Genomic DNA, 17,878 nt, shown 5'->3' on the forward strand with positions numbered 1-17,878 from the left:
AAAAAAATAAAAAACAAAAAACACCCCATAAAAAAATAGGGGTAACTATTAATATTTAAAAAACAAAAACAAAATCAGGCATTATAACCAAAATCAAAAAAGCAAAAAAGTAATCCGTCTAAATTCTTACAAAAATAAATAACTTTAAAAACAAAAAGAACAGTAAATCCTCAATGTTATTTCATAGCTGAAAACATAAAAAAGCCTGCTCAAAACTGAACAGGCTTTCCCTAAAAAACAAATTATTGACGCTAGTCCTGCGTATTGTACTTTCTTAAAAACTCACGGACTTTAATTCCAGATTCTTTTAAATCTTCTTCTTTCCATTTTCCTTCTGATGTAGCCGACTTTTTTAGAATAGAGCAAGTTTCGTCTTTATCAGAAACAGACCAGGTAATCCAGCTCAATTTTCGAGCTTCCATCCAATCGATATATTCCTGCCAGGCTTTTATATCTAAAGGCCCATCACCGGAAGCTTCCATTCCGGCAGATTCCGAAACAAAAATGGGCAAACCGCTTTTTATAGCCTCATCTGTTCTGTCTCTTAATTCTTTGCCATGTGTCGCTGCATAAAAATGCATGGTATACATAATATTATCAAATCCTTTTATAGGATCCGCAGCCGGAAGATCGACATCCTGATCCCAATGTGGAGAACCCACCAAAATAATATTGTCCGGATCATTTTCGCGGATTACCTTAATTACTTCTTCGGAGTACGCTTTTACCTCGGACCACGTTTCATAATCTGGCTCATTGAAGATCTCATAGATAATGTTGGGGTATTTAGCATACTTTTTAGAAACCTCAGCAAAAAACTCTTTAGCTTCTTTTAGATTAATATTATGGCTGTGCCAATCAATAATTACATAGATATCAGATTTTATAGCCCCGTTGACAACTGCTTCTATTTTTTGTTTAGAAAATCCAGGATTCTTTATATACGACCATTCTCCAAGTTCGATTCCCATTGCGGCACGAACAACATTGCAATTAAAATCAGTTTTTAACCAACTTACTGCTTTTTCGTTATAAAATCTGGGCCACATACTATGCCAGCCAAAACTCATACCGCGCAAAACAATTGGATTATTATTTTTATCGACCAATTGGGTCCCGAGAACACTGAGCTGACCGTGATTTTTGACAAATTGTGCATTCGATATTGAAAAGACTAATAATAAGGAAAGCACAAAAAAATTAGTTTTCGTTTTCATCATCTATTAGAATTAAGGAATTAATCGTAATGTAATTACATCATGAGGAGCAATATCCGCAGTAAAATTCTTTTTTGTAGTTCCGATTTCTTTATTTTTCCAAAGATCTTTTAATTTATAAACTGTTTTACTAAAATTAGCTTCATAACCAAAATCAACATCTTTGATGGTCTGTTTTTTCCAATCGAAATTGACTTTTTTAGCTACTTCACTTCTATTCAAAAAAGTAACAGCCCAATTTCCGTCTGATAAAGGCTTGACCCAGACTTCCAGACCATCTTCGGCAGAATATTTAAAACCCTGAATCCCTAATTTATCCTGATCAACAGCGATTAATTCTTTATTGGTTAAAATTGCCAGTGTTTCTTTAGACATTTTTCTGAAATCATTTCCGGCAACAAGCGGCGATGCCATCATGCACCACATTGCAAAATGAGATTTATCCTCTGTATCATTCATTTCATTCCCTACTTCCATCATATCAAAATCATTCCAATGATCGGGTCCTGAATATTTACGAATGTCTTTTCTCATTTCTACAATTTTCATGAATCCCCAGGACGACCAATTTCCTTCTTCGTGTTTGAATTCACAATCAAAACAAGGGTAAATATCTCCTGAAATTCTCCACAAATTCCCAACCGGTTTTCCCCATTCCCAAGGCTGATTATCACCCCATTCGCACAGACTAAAAACAATAGGTCTTCCGGCGGTTTTAAGTGCGTTGCTCATTGTTGTATAGGCTTCTTTAGCAGTAATCCCCTGTGTATTACACCAGTCATATTTTAGAAAGTCTATGCCCAGTTTTGCATAAAAACGGGCATCCTGGTATTCGTAACCACGGGTTCCGGGATAACCGGCACAAGTTTGGGTTCCGGCACAATTGTACAGTCCAAATTTTAAACCTTTGCTATGGACATAATCAATTACAGCTTTCATTCCGCCGGGAAATTTTACAGGATCAGGAATCAGATCCCCGTTTGCATCACGTTCTCTTGTCATCCAGCCGTCATCGAGTACTATATAATTATAACCTGCTGCGGCCATTCCGGATGAAACCATAATATCTGCGGTTTCTTTTACTAGTTTTTCATCGATACTTGTTCCAAAAGTATTCCAGGAATTCCAGCCCATTGGAGGCGTCATTGCCAGACCTTCGAATTTTCCTGCTAACTGGGTATGTGTATTTCCCTGACTAAATACTAAACTTGATACGCTCAAAGCGAATACTAAAATGATTTTTTTCATTATTAAAAATTCAAATTAATTAAATTAAAAAAAGCATTCCCTAATTGAGTAGATTAGGGAACGCTTCAAACAAAACTCAAACCAAAGAGATTACTTTTAGGCCTACTTTAGAATGAAACCAATATTGTCTAAGTAATAAGTTGATTTATTACCTGTAAAATCTTTTAAAACGATATCCTGTAAACTTGACACGGCAAAAGGCCAGGAACTCCATGGTAAATTGTATTCTTTCCATTCTGTCGTTACATCAATCACTTTAGCATCGGGATCAGTCCAGTGTCCGTTAAGGATAATAGCTACTTTGCCCGCTTTTTCACCTTTAATAGACAATCTTATTCCGCTATAATTCGCCATATCCAAAGTTCCCCAATCTTTATTTCTAAATCGGTTACCACCCCATCCGTCATTTATCGATTTCACCATTACTTTTCCTTGCACAGCACCGGAACTTTCTAACGAAACTTTGTCATCACCGCCGTCATAAAACCAGTCATTGTACCAAACATCATCAAATAACGCCGTACCAACTGCTTCTTTTGAAGTAGCAGATCCGGAAATATTGGTCACTGTAACATATTTATTTGCAGCATTAGCCGGCATCTTAAACGTCAATTCTGTCAAACTTGAAGAAATTACAGGTACATCTACAGTTCCTACTTTTACAACAGGCTTTAAAAAATAATCTCCATAAACTGTCACTATATCCCCTTCCGCTGCATTAATCGGATTATAACTTCCAAATTTTGGTGTTGGCGGCGCAATTTCAAAATCATAGAGTATTGTTCCGAATTTGGTCACCACTTTTAACTTATTACTTGAATTTGCATAAGGTGTTTTTTCGTCGATTAAAACAAAAATTGCAGTATCAGTAACTAATACAGGATTGAAATAGGTATCAAAATCATTAAAATAAATTTTTGAAACCGTTGCAAGTCCCGTACCTCTAATAATATAATAATTTTTAGGATCACCAACTGTAACGGGAACCAAATCTCCTTCTTCAGATAAGGCTACACTGGTGATTGAAGGATTGCCGGATCCGCCATTAGCCGAGTCGTCGTTGTTACAGGAAGAAATTCCCCCCAACAGTACAAATGCCATTGCAAAAAAAGAGAGCAGGTATTGTATTTTTATATTTTTCATAATAGTCAAAATTTAATAATTATTTAAAAGTATAAGGAACTGGCGGCTGTAATAGCTTCGGATTTTTTGCCACCTCATTATCCGGATAATCCATATAGAAATCATTTGCCGCATGATCTTCACTATATCTAGGCGTAAAATGAAGTTCAGCATATCTGTCTCCTCTATTTTGCGCAGACATAATCGCAATCGCTTTTGTTTTATCGATACGCCCTAAATCGAACCAGTAATCTCCCTCAAAACACAATTCTTTTCTTCTTTCTAAAAAGATCTCGTCAAAAGTTACTGTGGTCAAACCAACCAAACCAGCTCTTTTTCTAACTGCATTTATCGAATTTAAAGCAGCTGCATCAGAAGTACTTGTTCCTCCCGCCAAAACAGCTTCGGCGTGAATTAATAATAATTCGGCATAACGCATTACATAAGAATTATTGTCCATCATTGACCAACCATCAATCTGACCGGTAGCATTTCCATTAACAACTCCAATACAATATTTTTTAATCGCTCCTCCGGATGCCTGAGCAAGATCTTTACCTGTAGGAACAGTAAAACCAATTCCTTGTGTTGTTTTCATATTTGGATATGTAGCTCCGGGAACCATCACCGTTTCATGTTTTCTTAGATCTCCGTCCTCATACAAAGAAAGAAGTACATCCTGACTCGGACCAAAAACTCCCGCATAAGCTGCATTTGAAGTTGATAATGTTCCGTCCTGAAAACCAAACTGCGTATTGCAATTGTTTCCGGACCCGTAATTACCATCTGTTTTCCATTGAAGCGCAAAAATAGATTCTTCGTTATTATTGTTTGGATACGTAAACAAATCAGCAAAGCTTTTTCCAGGTAACTGGTCTCCACCTAATAATTTAAATTCACCACTATTGATCACATTTTCGGCCATTGCTCTGGCATTTACATAATCCTTTTGATACAAATAAACTTTTGCCAGCATTGCTCTTGCTGAACCTTTAGATACATGTCCGTTATTGGCATAATTAGACCCTCTGTTTTTATCCACTAACAAGTCAATCGCTTTCAGATAATCCATGACAATTAATTTATAAACGTCAGCAACAGTATTGGTATTGATATAAGGATTACTTGTATAATCCAGCGGGTTTTCGATAATTGGCACCGGCCCCCAAAGTCTCACTAAATCAAAGTATGAAGTAGCCCTTAAAAAATAAGCCTCTCCAATTGTGTTATCCAAAACATTTTTCGAAACATCCGGACCTACTCTGGATGTCAGGAAATTAATAATCATATTAGACTGCTGTACATTTGCCCATAACGAAGACCAGCCGTTTACCAATTCAGGATCACTACCATTTATAGAGAAAGTTCTCAATCCGCTTACATCACCAGATCCTGAATACATATTTCCGGAACCTACTTCGAGTGCCCACCAAAATTTATTATACATCTGAAACCAGGTTCTGCTATACATACCATTTGTAGCAGATGCCACCTGATCATTTGTACTGTAATACGAATCTAAACTAATTCCGTCCTCAGAAGGCCTGTCAGTAAAATCATCCTGACATGATCCAAAAGTCAAAAATGCTGCTGCTACAAGTAGCACACTATATCTATTTAAAAAAGATCTCTTTTTCATTTTGTTTTAATTTTTAAAATTCTACGTTAAGTCCAAATAAAAATGTTCTCGCTACCGGATATCTTCCGTTGTCAATTCCTGATAAAAGCACATTTTGATTAAATGAACCTATCTCAGGATCATAACCGGAATAATTTGTAAACGTGTATAAGTTTTGCGCCGTTCCGTACAATCTTAATCTTGATATTTTATATTTTGAAATAATATCCTGCGGCAATGAATACCCGATAGTAATATTCTGAATTCTTAAATAAGACCCATCCTCTACGTAACGATCTGAAATAAGCAAATTATTATTGGCAGAATCTGCAATTGGTCTTGGGTTATTACTTCCCGTATTGGTTGGCGAATAATAATCCATAGCCTGCACTAATTGATTATCGTATAAAGAGGCATTTGTTGTCCCTCCCCTTCTTGTTAAGTTCATTACATCATTTCCGTATGATCCCTGCAAGAATACAGAGCAGTCTATATTTTTGTACTTAAAGTTATTAGTAAAACCAAAAGTGAATTTTGGATGCGGATTCCCGATAAAAGTTTTATCACTTGCATCTATTTTACCATCTTTATTGACATCAACATATTTTACGTCTCCCAAAGCGGTTTGACCCGCACCAGTTCCTACCGTCTGACCAAACTGAATTGGGGCACTATTCAGCGTTGCCTGATCTTTAAACAATCCGTCTGTTTTATATCCGTAGAACAAACCAATAGGATTTCCAACTGTAGTATTAGTAACCACAACCGGCTGATATCCGTTTGTATTTACTTCCTGAGTCAAGACAATTCCGTTAGCAATTTCGTCCAGATTATTTTTGTATTGTGATATCACCAATGAAGTATCCCAATTAAAGTTTCCTGTTGATCTCATGTCATAACCCAGAGTCAGATCAAATCCTTTGTTACTCATTGTACCTAAATTAGAATATGGAGCCGAAATTCCTCCATATTGTCCTCCGCCTCCTGTTAAATAAAGCGGCAATGGCACCTGAAACAAAAATCCTTTAGATTTTTTGTCATACACATCAAAGCTCGCAGAAAGCTTATTGTTCAGCATGGTAAAATCGATACCAAAATTGGTTTGATTTAATGACTCCCAAACTAAATCAGGATTAGGATAATTTGAGGGTAAAAACCCGCTTCCTAAACCAGAATTCTGAGCTCCCAACATGGCAGAATAACTGTTGTTAGGGATTTGCTGGTTTCCTGTTTCACCATAACCTGCCCTGAATTTAATATTGTCAACATATTTACGGGTTCCTTCCATAAAAGACTCGTTTGACAATTTCCAGGAACCTGATATCGCATTAAAAACTCCTTTTTGATTCTTGGTTGTAGGATCAAATTTAGACGAAACGTCTTGTCTGATAGAAGCCGTAAGACTGTACTTATCGTTGAAATCATAAATAATACGGGCAAAAAGAGAAGCCAGTGAAGCGCTGCCTTTGTACTGTGTAATGGTATTATTATCAACATCAGCCAGATTAATCGTATGAATAGTGTTTGTTTTAAAACCTTGTGCTGATGCTACTAATCCTTCCCAATGGGAATCATTTGCTTCCTGACCTGCCAAAAGGGTAATTTTATGCTTACCAAAAGTTCTATCGTAAGTCAGTAAATTTTTGATATTTGTAGAATACCAGTTTTGTCTTCTCACATCAAGATCAGCCAATAAATTTACCTGACTTCCCCATGCATAAGACGGTCTGAAATCATCATTTTCTGAAAACTCAGTATTTGCAGCAATTTCGATACGGTATTTTAATCCTTTAAAAAGATCTGCTTCCGCATAAATATTTCCCAGGAAATTTTTTCTGACTAATTTGTTTTCTCTAGTCAAAGCTTCCGCAACCGGGTTATAATAGGTCACACTTTGTTCAGATGAAGGAGGTCCTGCAAATGAACCGTCAACATTTCTAACAGGAATATCAGGAGATTGCAGTAAAGTATTCGAAATCAATCCTGAATAACTTTGGTTTACCGTAATTTTTTCATTCGTAATACCTCCGGTAAGATTTCCACCAACTCTCAACCATGGTTTAATTTTTGAATCTAAATTCAAACGTACCGTATATCTTTTTAGTCCTGAATTGATAATCGTTCCCTGATTGTCTAAATAACTTCCTGATAAATAGTAACTGGTTCCGTCCTTAGCACCGGAAAAAGATAATTGGTGACTTTGAGAAACCGCAGTTCTGTAAACTTCATCCTGCCAGTTGGTACCAGCACCTAATAATTCAGGATGTGAAAATTCCTGACGTGTCTGAAATCCCCATAATTTAGCCAAATCTGTTTTGAGTGTTGCATATTGAGACAAATTCAAAACATCCAGTTTATTGGTAACAGAACTAATAGAAGTATAGTTCTCATAAGAAACTCTTCCGCCCCCTTTTCTACCGGATTTAGTTGTAATGATGATAACCCCGTTTGCTCCTCTTGAACCGTAAATAGCAGTTGCGGAAGCGTCTTTCAAAATATCCATCGATTCAATGTCACTTGGATTGATCATCGACAACGGACTCATAGCTGTGTTCCCGCTTCCTCCTGAAGAAGAAAACCCGTCTTTACCCGCCAAAGTCTGCCCGCTTGTCGATTTTCCTGTAGCATCTCCGGATATTGGCACACCATCAATAACATACAAAGGCTCGTTTGTTCCTGTAATAGAAGTAGTTCCCCTAATCCTCACCGAAGCTGCACCTCCCGGCTGCCCTGAATTGTTTGTTACAGAAACCCCAGCGGCCTTACCCTGAAGCATCTGATCTATAGAAACTTGTTTTATATTCTCTAAATCCTTTGCTTTTACCGAAGATATTGCACCATTTACGTCTTTCTTTTTCTGAGTTCCGTAACCAATTACAACAACTTCTCTCAAATCTTCAGAACTTGATACCAGAGAAATATTAATTTTTGTTCTTCCTCCTACGGCTATCTTCTGAGAATCAAATCCAATAAACGAAACCAGCAATGTTCCATTTGCAGGAACATCAATAGTATATTTACCATCAAAATCAGTAGAAGTTGTCGTTTTAGATCCAACAATCGCAATATTGGCTCCCGGAATGGTCATTCCCTTATTATCAGATACCGTTCCTGTTACTTTTACCTGAGCCGTAATAAAATTACTCGTCAGTAACAAAAATAAAATCAAAGGAACCGCTCTGTGGTTAACGTTCCAATGAATGAAGTTAGTCATTAGTCTTTTCATAATAAATGTTTGGTTAGTTTAAATTTGTTATCCTAATTCAAGTTACAAATAGCTACTATTTTATTTCTTAAATTATTTAACAAATCTATAACACAACAAAACATTAAATCAATAGTATTATATCATTTAATGATAATATTTTTACTATATCCTTTTAAAAAAACATATTCTAAAATAAAAGCGATAAAAAATTACATTATTCACAATTCAAACCCCTTAAAACACCGTAGACAATAAATAAAAATTAACGAATCAGCCAAAAAGCAAACGATTTCGTTAAAAATAATATTTGTTTGTGCAAAAAAAGTATCACTATAAAATACGCTTTAATCCAGAAAAATCTTCTCTATACTGGCTTGGCGTACAGTTTTTAATTGCTTTAAAACTACGGTTGAAGTTCGCTATATTATTAAATCCGGATTTAAAAGCAACCTCAGAAACACTCATATCTTTTTCTACAAGCCAACGAGCGGCATAGCCAATTCGGATATCATTTATATAATTGACAAAAGTTTTCCCGGTACGTTTTTTAATAAAGCGATTGAATGAAATTATAGACATGCTGGCAACACCGGCAACATCTTCTAAAGTGATCTTCTCTGCAAAATGTTTCTGCACATATTCGTAAACCAATTTCATTTTATCATAATCATCAAACGTATCATAATCTACTGTATAAGTAGAAAGCAAACGCTGATTTCTGGAATTGGCCAAATCATACAATAGCGAAGTAATCTCCAGAAAATAGTCCATACCATCTAGTTTAGAAAGCCTTACTAATCTTGGAGTCAATTCTTCGGCTACTTTTTTCGAAAATAAAATACCGTGAATCGAACGATTGAACATATCCCGAATCGGATTCATAATTCGCCTGGCAAGAAAAGATTCATGAAATAAATCGTTATGAAACTGAATGGTTATTTCGTGTATTTTTTTGCTGGTGCATTTATTCAGTTCCCAGCCGTGGTATAAATTAGGCCCAATCAAAACCAATTCGACACTGTCAATTTCTTCTATATTATCCCCAACAACCCGCTTTACTCCTTTCCCGTTTAATATAAAATTGATCTCAAATTCCGGATGATAATGCACCGGAAAATCAAAACTATCCTTTACTCTGTCGAAAACCAAAAAGCTATCGCCAGCAGACAGCGGAGCGATTTCTCTATAAAAATTTTTAGTACTGCCCATCTTTATAAACTATTTTTAAGAAGTAGATTGTTCTTTTTCTTTGCAATAATATGATATATAATTGATAAAATAATATTAATTACACGAGAAACATCCGATTATCTTTGAAAAATAAAATTATCAATTTTATAAAAAGACTATTAATAATAAACATTAATCATTTTTAATGTAATAACTTTTTATAGTTTTGATAGTTTTAGCACAAAAACAACACTGAATTTTCGATGACAAATTTGAACCTTTTTTGAGTACTATTACCATTTATAAATTTAAAGTCATTGCACTGAACAACAAGTACATTCATAATGAAAAAACACATAATAACACTAATAACAGTCGTATTTATAGGAACTTCCTGTTCTGCAAACCCCATTATAACTAATACTAATTTGTCACTTTCAGATAAAAAAGCTACACCTGAAACCATCGCTTTATACCATAAACTGCATCAATTGACTCAAAAAGGGTACATGTTCGGACATCAGGATGATCTTGCTTACGGTGTAAAGTGGAAATACGAAGATGGCCGCAGCGATATCAAAGAAGTCGTTGGCGACTATCCTGCAGTTTACGGCTGGGACATTGCCGGTCTGGAAAAAGATGATGTGAATAATATTGATGGTGTTCCTTTTGAGAAAATGAAACAATACATTAAAGAAGCAAATGCAAGAGGCGGAATCTCAACAATAAGCTGGCATTTTGATAATCCTGCAACGGGAAAAAATGCCTGGGACAATACGCCAAACTCTCTAAAAACAGTTTTACCCGGCGGAGAAAATCATCAAAAATTTACAACTTGGTTAGACAAAGCTACTCATTTTTTTCTTTCGCTTAAAGATAAAAAAGGAAAAAACATTCCCATTCTTTTTAGACCTTATCACGAACTCACCGGTGGCTGGTTTTGGTGGGGAAAAGGAAATTGTACGCCTGAAGAATTTAAATCTTTATGGAAATTTACTTTTGACTATTTGCAGAAAAAAGGTGTCCATAATTTAATTTATATTTACAACACAAGCAGTTTCAGCTCTGAACAAGATTTCCTAACCAATTATCCCGGCGATCATTATGCTGATATTTTAAGTTTTGACGCTTATCAGAATAACGATGACAAACAAGGGGAAAAATTCATAGAAGAAGTTCAAAGTCAACTTAAAATTATAAATGAAATTGGTATAAAACAGCATAAATTAATTGCGATAGCCGAAGCAGGTTATGAAGCCATTCCGGATCCAAAATGGTGGACAGGAACTTTATCAAGAGCTATTGGCGACTATAAAATTTCCTATGTTTTATTATGGCGAAATCACGGCTGGCAGGAAAAAGAACAAAAAATGCATTATTATGCGCCCTATTCCGGTCAGATAAGCGAGAAAGATTTTATTGAATATTATAAGCTTGATAAAACCTTATTCGAAAAAGACATCAATAAAAAATGAATTAAAATTGAGAATTAAAAATTAAAAATCTGCTTAAATCTGTGTGCAAAAAAAACCAACACATAGAAACATAGATCTTTAAGTCTAAAAAAGAATACAAAAAGAAATATATTTCTTTCACATAGCTCACTATGTTTACTTAAATAAGTGAAACGTCTTTTTTAAGTTCAAGAAATCTATGTTTTTATGTGTTTAAATATCGCATTCAAAATAAAATTTGTTTTTATCCGCGTTTTTACGAAGTAAATCCGTTTTATCCGCGTCAAAAAAACTAACAAATAGAAAATTAAAATAATTAACCAAATCTAATTACAACCTTTAAAAAAAGCCTGATGCACGACAAAATTAGTTTAAAAGAAAAAATAGGTTACGGTCTTGGTGATGCCGCATCATCGATGTTCTGGAAAATTTTCAGCATGTACCTTCTCTTTTTCTACACCGACGTTTTCGGATTGGCACCTGCCGTAGTAGGAACCATGTTTTTGATTACCAGAATCTGGGATTCCTGCTTTGATCCGATTGTTGGAATTATAGCTGACCGGACAAAAAGCAAATGGGGAAAATTCAGGCCTTATTTATTATGGGTTGCCGTGCCTTTTGCCATGATTGGCGTATTGACTTTTTATACTCCTGATTTTGACGAAAAAGGAAAAATAATTTACGCTTACGTAACGTATTCTGCCATGATGATGATTTATTCTTTAATTAATGTGCCGTATGCATCACTGTTGGGCGTAATGTCATCTGACCGTAAAGAAAGAAATACTTTATCGTCTTACAGAATGGTTTTTGCCTTTGGAGGAAGTCTTCTGGCACTTTGGTTAATAGAACCTTTAGTAAACTACTTTGGTGGAAACTTAAATTCTAAAACGGGCTGGCTGGCAACAATTGCTGTTTTCGGAATCATTACAACTGTTTTTTTCTGGGCTTGTTTTTTCTTCACGAAAGAAAGGGTAAAACCAATTTCAGACGAACAAAACAATCTGAAAGAAGATCTGAAAGATTTACTAAAAAATAAACCGTGGTGGATTTTACTGGGAGCTGGAATTGGTGCTTTGGTATTCAACTCTATCCGTGATGGTGCCGCCGTTTATTATTTTAAATACTATGTCAGCAGCAGCGTAAACTTTGATTTTTCACTTTTCGGAACTGATTTTCACATGACACCCACTTCTATTTATTTGGTTTTAGGACAAGCTGCAAATATCATCGGAGTAATTATAGCAACGCCAATTGCCAATAAAATAGGCAAAAAGAAAACCTTTTTTGGTGCCATGTCATTGGCTGCAATGCTAAGTTTAGTTTTCTACTGCTTTGGGAAAGAAGATGTTTTTCTAATCATGAGTTTTCAGCTTTTAATCAGTATTTGTGCCGGCTGCATCTTCCCGCTAATCTGGTCTATGTATGCAGATAGTGCTGATTATTCAGAATGGAAACAAGGCCGCAGAGCGACAGGATTGGTTTTCTCCGCATCCTCAATGTCACAAAAATTCGGATGGACTATTGGCGGCGCCGGAGCGGGATGGCTTTTAGGCTATTATGGTTTTCAGGCCAATGTAGAGCAAACTGCCACGGCACAAAACGGAATACAATTGATGCTTAGTATTCTTCCTGCCATTGCAGCAATAATATCAGTTGCTTTTATAGCATTCTATCCATTATCCGAAGAAAAACTTCAGATAATAGAACAAGATTTAAACGAAAAACGAGACCATAAAAATTAAAAAAACAGATACAGAAATCTATTTATATGACAGCAATAGCCTCTTCAACTACATTTCAGGATAGAAAAGTAGCACTAGAAAACGAACATAAAATACTGATCGAGCAAAAGAATGCTCCACAGGACAATGCTGGAAACGGTATATACGAACGCTATAAAAACCCGGTTGTTACAGCAGCTCATGTACCATTGAACTGGCGTTTTGACCTCAACGAAAAAACGAATCCGTTTTTGCAGGAAAGAATCGGCATGAATGCTGCTTTTAATGCCGGCGCCATGAAATGGAACGGAAAATATCTGCTTGCTGTTCGTGTAGAAGGAATCGACAGAAAATCTTTTTTCGCTATAGCCGAAAGTCCAAACGGAGTCGATAATTTTAAGTTTTGGGAAAAACCATGCGTGATCCCACAAACCGAAGAACCGGATACCAATGTCTACGATATGCGCTTGGTTAATCATGAAGACGGATGGGTTTACGGTATTTTCTGTACCGAAAGAAAAGATCCTAAAGCTCCAAAAGGCGATACCAGTTCAGCTGTAGCCAATGCCGGAATTGTACGTTCGAAAGATTTGGTAAACTGGGAAAGATTGCCTGATTTAATCTCGAACACGGGGCAACAGCGCAATGTGGTTTTGCATCCCGAATTTGTAGACGGAAAATATGCCTTATACACACGTCCGCAAGATGGTTTTATCGATGTTGGAGCAGGTGGCGGAATTGGTCTGGGATATGTTGACGATATGACCAATCCGGTTGTAAAAGAGGAGAAAATCATTTTTGGAAAACAATATCACACGATTTACGAATTGAAGAATGGTCTTGGCCCTGCTCCTATTAAAACTGAAAAAGGCTGGCTGCATCTCGCACACGGAGTTCGCAATACCGCTGCAGGATTGCGTTACACGCTTTATATGTTCATGACCGATTTGAAAGATATTACCAAAGTAACACATGTTCCTGCCGGGCATTTTATGGGGCCTGAAGGAATTGAAAGAGTTGGTGATGTATCGAATGTTTTATTCTCTAACGGATGGATTGAAGATACTGACGGAACTGTTTATGTATACTATGCGTCCTCTGACACCAGAATGCATGTTGCGGTTTCATCTGTGGCAAAACTGGTGGACTATGTTACAAATGCGCCCGCAGATACTTTTATTTCTGCAGGTTCCGTAAAAACAATCATCAGTCAAATCGAAAAAAACAATACAATTTAATTTACCGTGTCAATACAACTAAAGCAACTTAAAACGGAACTATCAGCGGAACTTGATTCTATTTTAAAATATTGGTCAAAACATACTTTAGACAACGAAAATGGCGGTTTTATTGGACAGATTGATTGTAACGATCATATTATCGCCAATGCGGAAAAAGGCGCTGTTTTGAATGCGAGAATTTTATGGACTTTTTCATCAAGTTATAAAGTCACAAAAAAAGAAAGTCACAGAAAAATTGCCCAACGTGCTTTTGAGTTTCTTGCAGATCATTTTTATGACGCTGAATTTGGAGGTTTATTTTGGAGCATCAATGCTGATAAAACTCCAAAAGACACCAAAAATCAGATTTATGCTTTAGCTTTTGCGATCTACGGATTATCTGAATATTATGCTATTGCTAAAGATGAAAAAGCTTTAGAAATAGCCATAAATCTTTATCTAAAAATTCAGGAACACAGTTACGATCCTATAAACAAAGGCTATTTTGAAGCTTTTACACGAGATTGGCAGCCTATTGATGATTTGCGCCTGAGTGATAAAGATGCCAACGAAAAGAAAACGATGAACACGCATTTGCATATCCTTGAAGCATATGCAAATCTGCTCAAAGTCTGGAAGGACAAAAAACTGCAGAACGATATTACTGAATTATTAGAAACAATCGAAAAATATTTCATCAATACACAAACAGGACATTTACGCTTATTTTTTGATGAAAACTGGATCGAAAAACCAGATGTTATCTCTTACGGTCATGATATCGAAGCGGCATGGCTTTTATTGCAATGTGCTGAAATTTCAGAAAATCAAACCTTAATTGAAAATTATGCCCAATATGCTATTCAAATGGCCGAAGTTACCAAAGAAGGATTAGATACTGATGGTGGTTTATGGTACGAATTTGATACTAAAAAGAATGAGCTAGTGGCCGAAAAACATTGGTGGGTTCAGGCCGAGGCTTTAATTGGTTTTTATAATACCTACCAATTAACGGGTGATAAAAGCTATTTAGACATCGTTTATAAAAACTGGAAGTTCATAAAAAAACACATTCTGGACAAACAAAACGGTGAATGGTTTTGGGGAATTAATCGCGACTATTCCCTGATCGAAAAAGACAAGGCCGGTTTCTGGAAATGTCCTTACCACAATAGCCGCGCCTGTTTAGAATTGATTAACCGAATTAAAACATAAACCAAAATGAAAACTACGTTTCTCAAAATAGCATTTTTAAGCTTATCGATTTTGGCCATTTCAAGTTGTTCTTCAAACAACGAATCAGATCCTGAAATTATCGTTGAGCCGCCTGTTATAGTCCCAACAGATCCGTTGACTACGCAAAACGTGACCTCTTACATGGCCGATGCCAATGCTACCAAAGAAACCGCAGCTTTATTTTATAATTTAAAAAAACTGGCCAAAACTAAAGTCGCCATTGGTCAGCAAGATGCTTTTAATAGTTTTTATCAGGATAATGGCGGTGACTCTGATATCAAAAAAAACACGGGTTATGATCCTGCAATTTTAGGATCTGACTTTATGTTTATTACAGATAAAAACAATAACAATCAGGCAGATAATTGGTTTTATCAAGAAGAAAAAAAAATTATAAATGCTGCAAAAGCCGCTTACGCGAAAGGAATCATCAACACTTTTTGCTGGCATTTGAGAGAGCCTAATAAAGAAGATTCTTTTTATGCGGCGGATATGACTGCTGAACAGAAGGCAACCGCTTTTAAAAGTATTTTGCCTGGCGGAACCTATCACGAATGGTACAAGAAAAAATTAGATAAAATCGCCAGTGTGGTTCTGAATTTAAAAGGAGCAAATGGAGAACTGATTCCGATAATATTCAGGCCTTTTCATGAATTTGACGGAAGCTGGTTTTGGTGGGGCGCTAATTTTTGTACTCCTGATGACTATAAAACAGCTTATCAGTTTACGGTTGATTATCTAAAAAATACCAAAGGCGTTCATAACATTTTATATGCTTTTTCGCCTGACAACACCTATACTACAGAAACCAATTATTTGAGCCGATATCCCGGTGATCAATATGTTGATATTTTAGGAATGGATAATTACGGGGATTTTGACAATCAGGGTCAAACCGGGGCTGCTAAAGCCAATTCTAAATTAAAAATAATTGCCGATCTCGCTATAACCAAAGTAAAAATCGCTGCACTGACCGAAACCGGTTATCAGGTTACAAGCACAAAAACACCAATAACAGATTGGTTTTCGACTTATTTATATAGCGCTTTAACAGCAAATACTATTGAGGTGAGTTATGTGATGTTTTGGAACAACAACAAAGATGCTTATTTCGTGCCAAATGGGACTGTTTCGAATGCAAGTGACTTTAAAAATTTTAGTTCTAAAACAAAATCGGCATTAGTGAATTCTTTGCCTAAGATGTATGAATTACCGAAATGATTTTTTTGTTTCAAGTTTCAGGTTGAAACAAAAAAACGTCTAAAATAACGGATTGCCTAGCCCTGATAGAAGTGGAAATCCTTTATTTTTTTTCTTTAAAAAAATAAAGATTGAAACGGATAGCAGGAACCAGCTCCTAAAAAAATAAATAATGAAAAACAGATTTATTAAAACCCTTGGACTAGCTTTAATGTGCTCTACTATGGCTTGTCAGTCACAGGAAAGAATTACGGTCAAGGGAACGCAATTTTATAAAGGCGATAAACCGTACGCTTTTATTGGCACGAATTATTGGTACGGAAGTTTACTGGCTTCGAAAAAAGTGGGCGACAGAAAAAGATTGCTTCGCGAACTCGATCTGATGCAGAAAAATGGGATTGATAACCTACGAATTCTCGTTGGTGCAGATGGCGGAAAATACGATTTTACCGTTCGTACGGCATTGCAATACGAACAGGGAAAATACGATGAAGATTTGCTTGACGGACTGGACTTTTTGATCAACGAAATGGGCAAACGCAAAATGTATGCTGTTTTGTACCTGACCAACAACTGGGAATGGTCGGGCGGAATGTCGCAATATCTGGAGTGGAATGGAAAAGGTGCTATTCCGGTTCCGAATATCGCGCCCAATACCTGGCCGCAATTTATGTCGTATACGGAACAGTTTCATAGTTGTGAGCCGTGTATGAAGGGTTTAGAAAACCATGTGAAATTTATTATGGGAAGAACGAACCCATATTCTAAAAAGAAATATACCGAAGATAATACGATCATGTCCTGGCAAGTGGGGAATGAACCGCGAACTTTTACGCCTGAAAATGAAGCTAAATTTACATCCTGGTTAAACAATATTGTGAATTTGATTGACAGTTTAGATAAAAATCATTTGGTTTCTACCGGTTCTGAAGGAAAAAACAGCTCGAATGACAGCATGGAAATTTTTGAACGAACACACCAAAACCCAAATATCGATTATCTCACCATGCACATCTGGCCGAAGAACTGGAACTGGTTTAAAGCTGATAATGCAGCCGCAACTTTGCCAACAACACTGGAAAATGCCGGCAACTATATTGACAATCATATTAAGGTTGCCAATAATCTAAAGCGCCCCATTATTATTGAAGAATTTGGTTTGCCAAGAGAAAACGAAAATCTGGCCGCAGGATCTTCTGTTGCAAACAGAGATATTTTTTACAATTATATTTTTAGCAGAGTCGCTGAAAGCGTTAAAAATAATGGCCCGTTGCAAGGCGCTAATTTCTGGGGATTTGGCGGTGAAGGAAAAGCAATTACCAAAGACGGAAAATGGAATCCGGGAGATCCGTTAACAACTGATCCTCCGCAGGAACCACAAGGATTAAATTCTGTATTCTCTTCGGATAAATCGACTTTGGATATTGTGAAAAAGTACAATTTACAGTTGAAATAATTTAA

At 36.2% G+C, this 17,878-nt stretch carries 12 protein-coding genes; 6 read left to right on the forward strand and 6 right to left on the reverse strand.

Annotation, left to right across the window (positions count from 1 at the left end):
- Window positions 1–251 precede the first annotated feature (251 nt).
- The 6 genes from B0A67_RS19380 to B0A67_RS19405 all read right to left on the reverse strand — a co-directional run bounded on the left by B0A67_RS19380 (window position 252) and on the right by B0A67_RS19405 (window position 9,622).
- The gene (locus B0A67_RS19380; RefSeq protein WP_072961508.1) at window positions 252–1,220 is read right to left on the reverse strand and encodes a glycoside hydrolase family 5 protein; all 969 of its coding nucleotides are present in this window, start codon (window positions 1,218–1,220) and stop codon (window positions 252–254) included.
- 9 nt (window positions 1,221–1,229) lie between these two features.
- Complete coding sequence (locus tag B0A67_RS19385) at window positions 1,230–2,465, reverse strand: glycoside hydrolase family 27 protein (RefSeq protein WP_072961512.1); 1,236 nt, start codon at window positions 2,463–2,465, stop codon at window positions 1,230–1,232.
- Between the two features lie 102 nt (window positions 2,466–2,567).
- Entirely contained in the window at window positions 2,568–3,608 is a 1,041-nt protein-coding gene (locus tag B0A67_RS19390; RefSeq protein ID WP_072961515.1) for an IPT/TIG domain-containing protein, read from the reverse strand.
- A 19-nt stretch (window positions 3,609–3,627) separates the two neighbouring features.
- A complete protein-coding gene (locus B0A67_RS19395) occupies window positions 3,628–5,226 on the reverse strand; it encodes a RagB/SusD family nutrient uptake outer membrane protein (protein ID WP_072961517.1) in 1,599 nt (532 codons plus the stop codon).
- A 13-nt stretch (window positions 5,227–5,239) separates the two neighbouring features.
- On the reverse strand, window positions 5,240–8,431 hold the full coding sequence (locus B0A67_RS19400; RefSeq protein ID WP_072961520.1) for a SusC/RagA family TonB-linked outer membrane protein: 3,192 nt from the start codon (window positions 8,429–8,431) through the stop codon (window positions 5,240–5,242).
- 312 nt (window positions 8,432–8,743) lie between these two features.
- A complete protein-coding gene (locus B0A67_RS19405) occupies window positions 8,744–9,622 on the reverse strand; it encodes an AraC family transcriptional regulator (RefSeq protein ID WP_072961523.1) in 879 nt (292 codons plus the stop codon).
- A 305-nt stretch (window positions 9,623–9,927) separates the two neighbouring features.
- Here B0A67_RS19405 and B0A67_RS19410 point away from each other — a divergent pair, with 305 nt between their 5' ends.
- The 6 genes from B0A67_RS19410 (at window position 9,928) to B0A67_RS19435 (ending at window position 17,873) form a co-directional block, all read left to right on the forward strand.
- Window positions 9,928–11,058, forward strand: a complete 1,131-nt coding sequence (locus tag B0A67_RS19410; RefSeq protein ID WP_072961526.1) for a glycoside hydrolase family 26 protein — start codon at window positions 9,928–9,930, stop codon at window positions 11,056–11,058.
- Window positions 11,059–11,390: 332 nt separating this feature from the next.
- The gene (locus tag B0A67_RS19415; protein WP_072961530.1) at window positions 11,391–12,782 is read left to right on the forward strand and encodes an MFS transporter; all 1,392 of its coding nucleotides are present in this window, start codon (window positions 11,391–11,393) and stop codon (window positions 12,780–12,782) included.
- Between the two features lie 26 nt (window positions 12,783–12,808).
- On the forward strand, window positions 12,809–13,999 hold the full coding sequence (locus tag B0A67_RS19420) for a glycoside hydrolase family 130 protein (RefSeq protein ID WP_072961533.1): 1,191 nt from the start codon (window positions 12,809–12,811) through the stop codon (window positions 13,997–13,999).
- Window positions 14,000–14,005: 6 nt separating this feature from the next.
- Entirely contained in the window at window positions 14,006–15,196 is a 1,191-nt protein-coding gene (locus tag B0A67_RS19425; protein ID WP_072961536.1) for an AGE family epimerase/isomerase, read from the forward strand.
- Between the two features lie 6 nt (window positions 15,197–15,202).
- Window positions 15,203–16,438: a glycosyl hydrolase gene (locus tag B0A67_RS19430; RefSeq protein ID WP_072961539.1), complete on the forward strand. Its 1,236-nt coding sequence runs from the start codon at window positions 15,203–15,205 to the stop codon at window positions 16,436–16,438.
- 151 nt (window positions 16,439–16,589) lie between these two features.
- Window positions 16,590–17,873 carry a glycoside hydrolase 5 family protein gene (locus B0A67_RS19435; protein WP_072961543.1) on the forward strand — a complete coding sequence of 428 codons (1,284 nt, stop codon included), beginning with the start codon at window positions 16,590–16,592 and terminating at the stop codon, window positions 17,871–17,873.
- The last annotated feature ends 5 nt before the right edge of the window (window positions 17,874–17,878 follow it).

Origin of the sequence: Flavobacterium aquidurense, from assembly GCF_002217195.1 — a bacterium.
Taxonomy (GTDB): domain Bacteria; phylum Bacteroidota; class Bacteroidia; order Flavobacteriales; family Flavobacteriaceae; genus Flavobacterium; species Flavobacterium frigidimaris.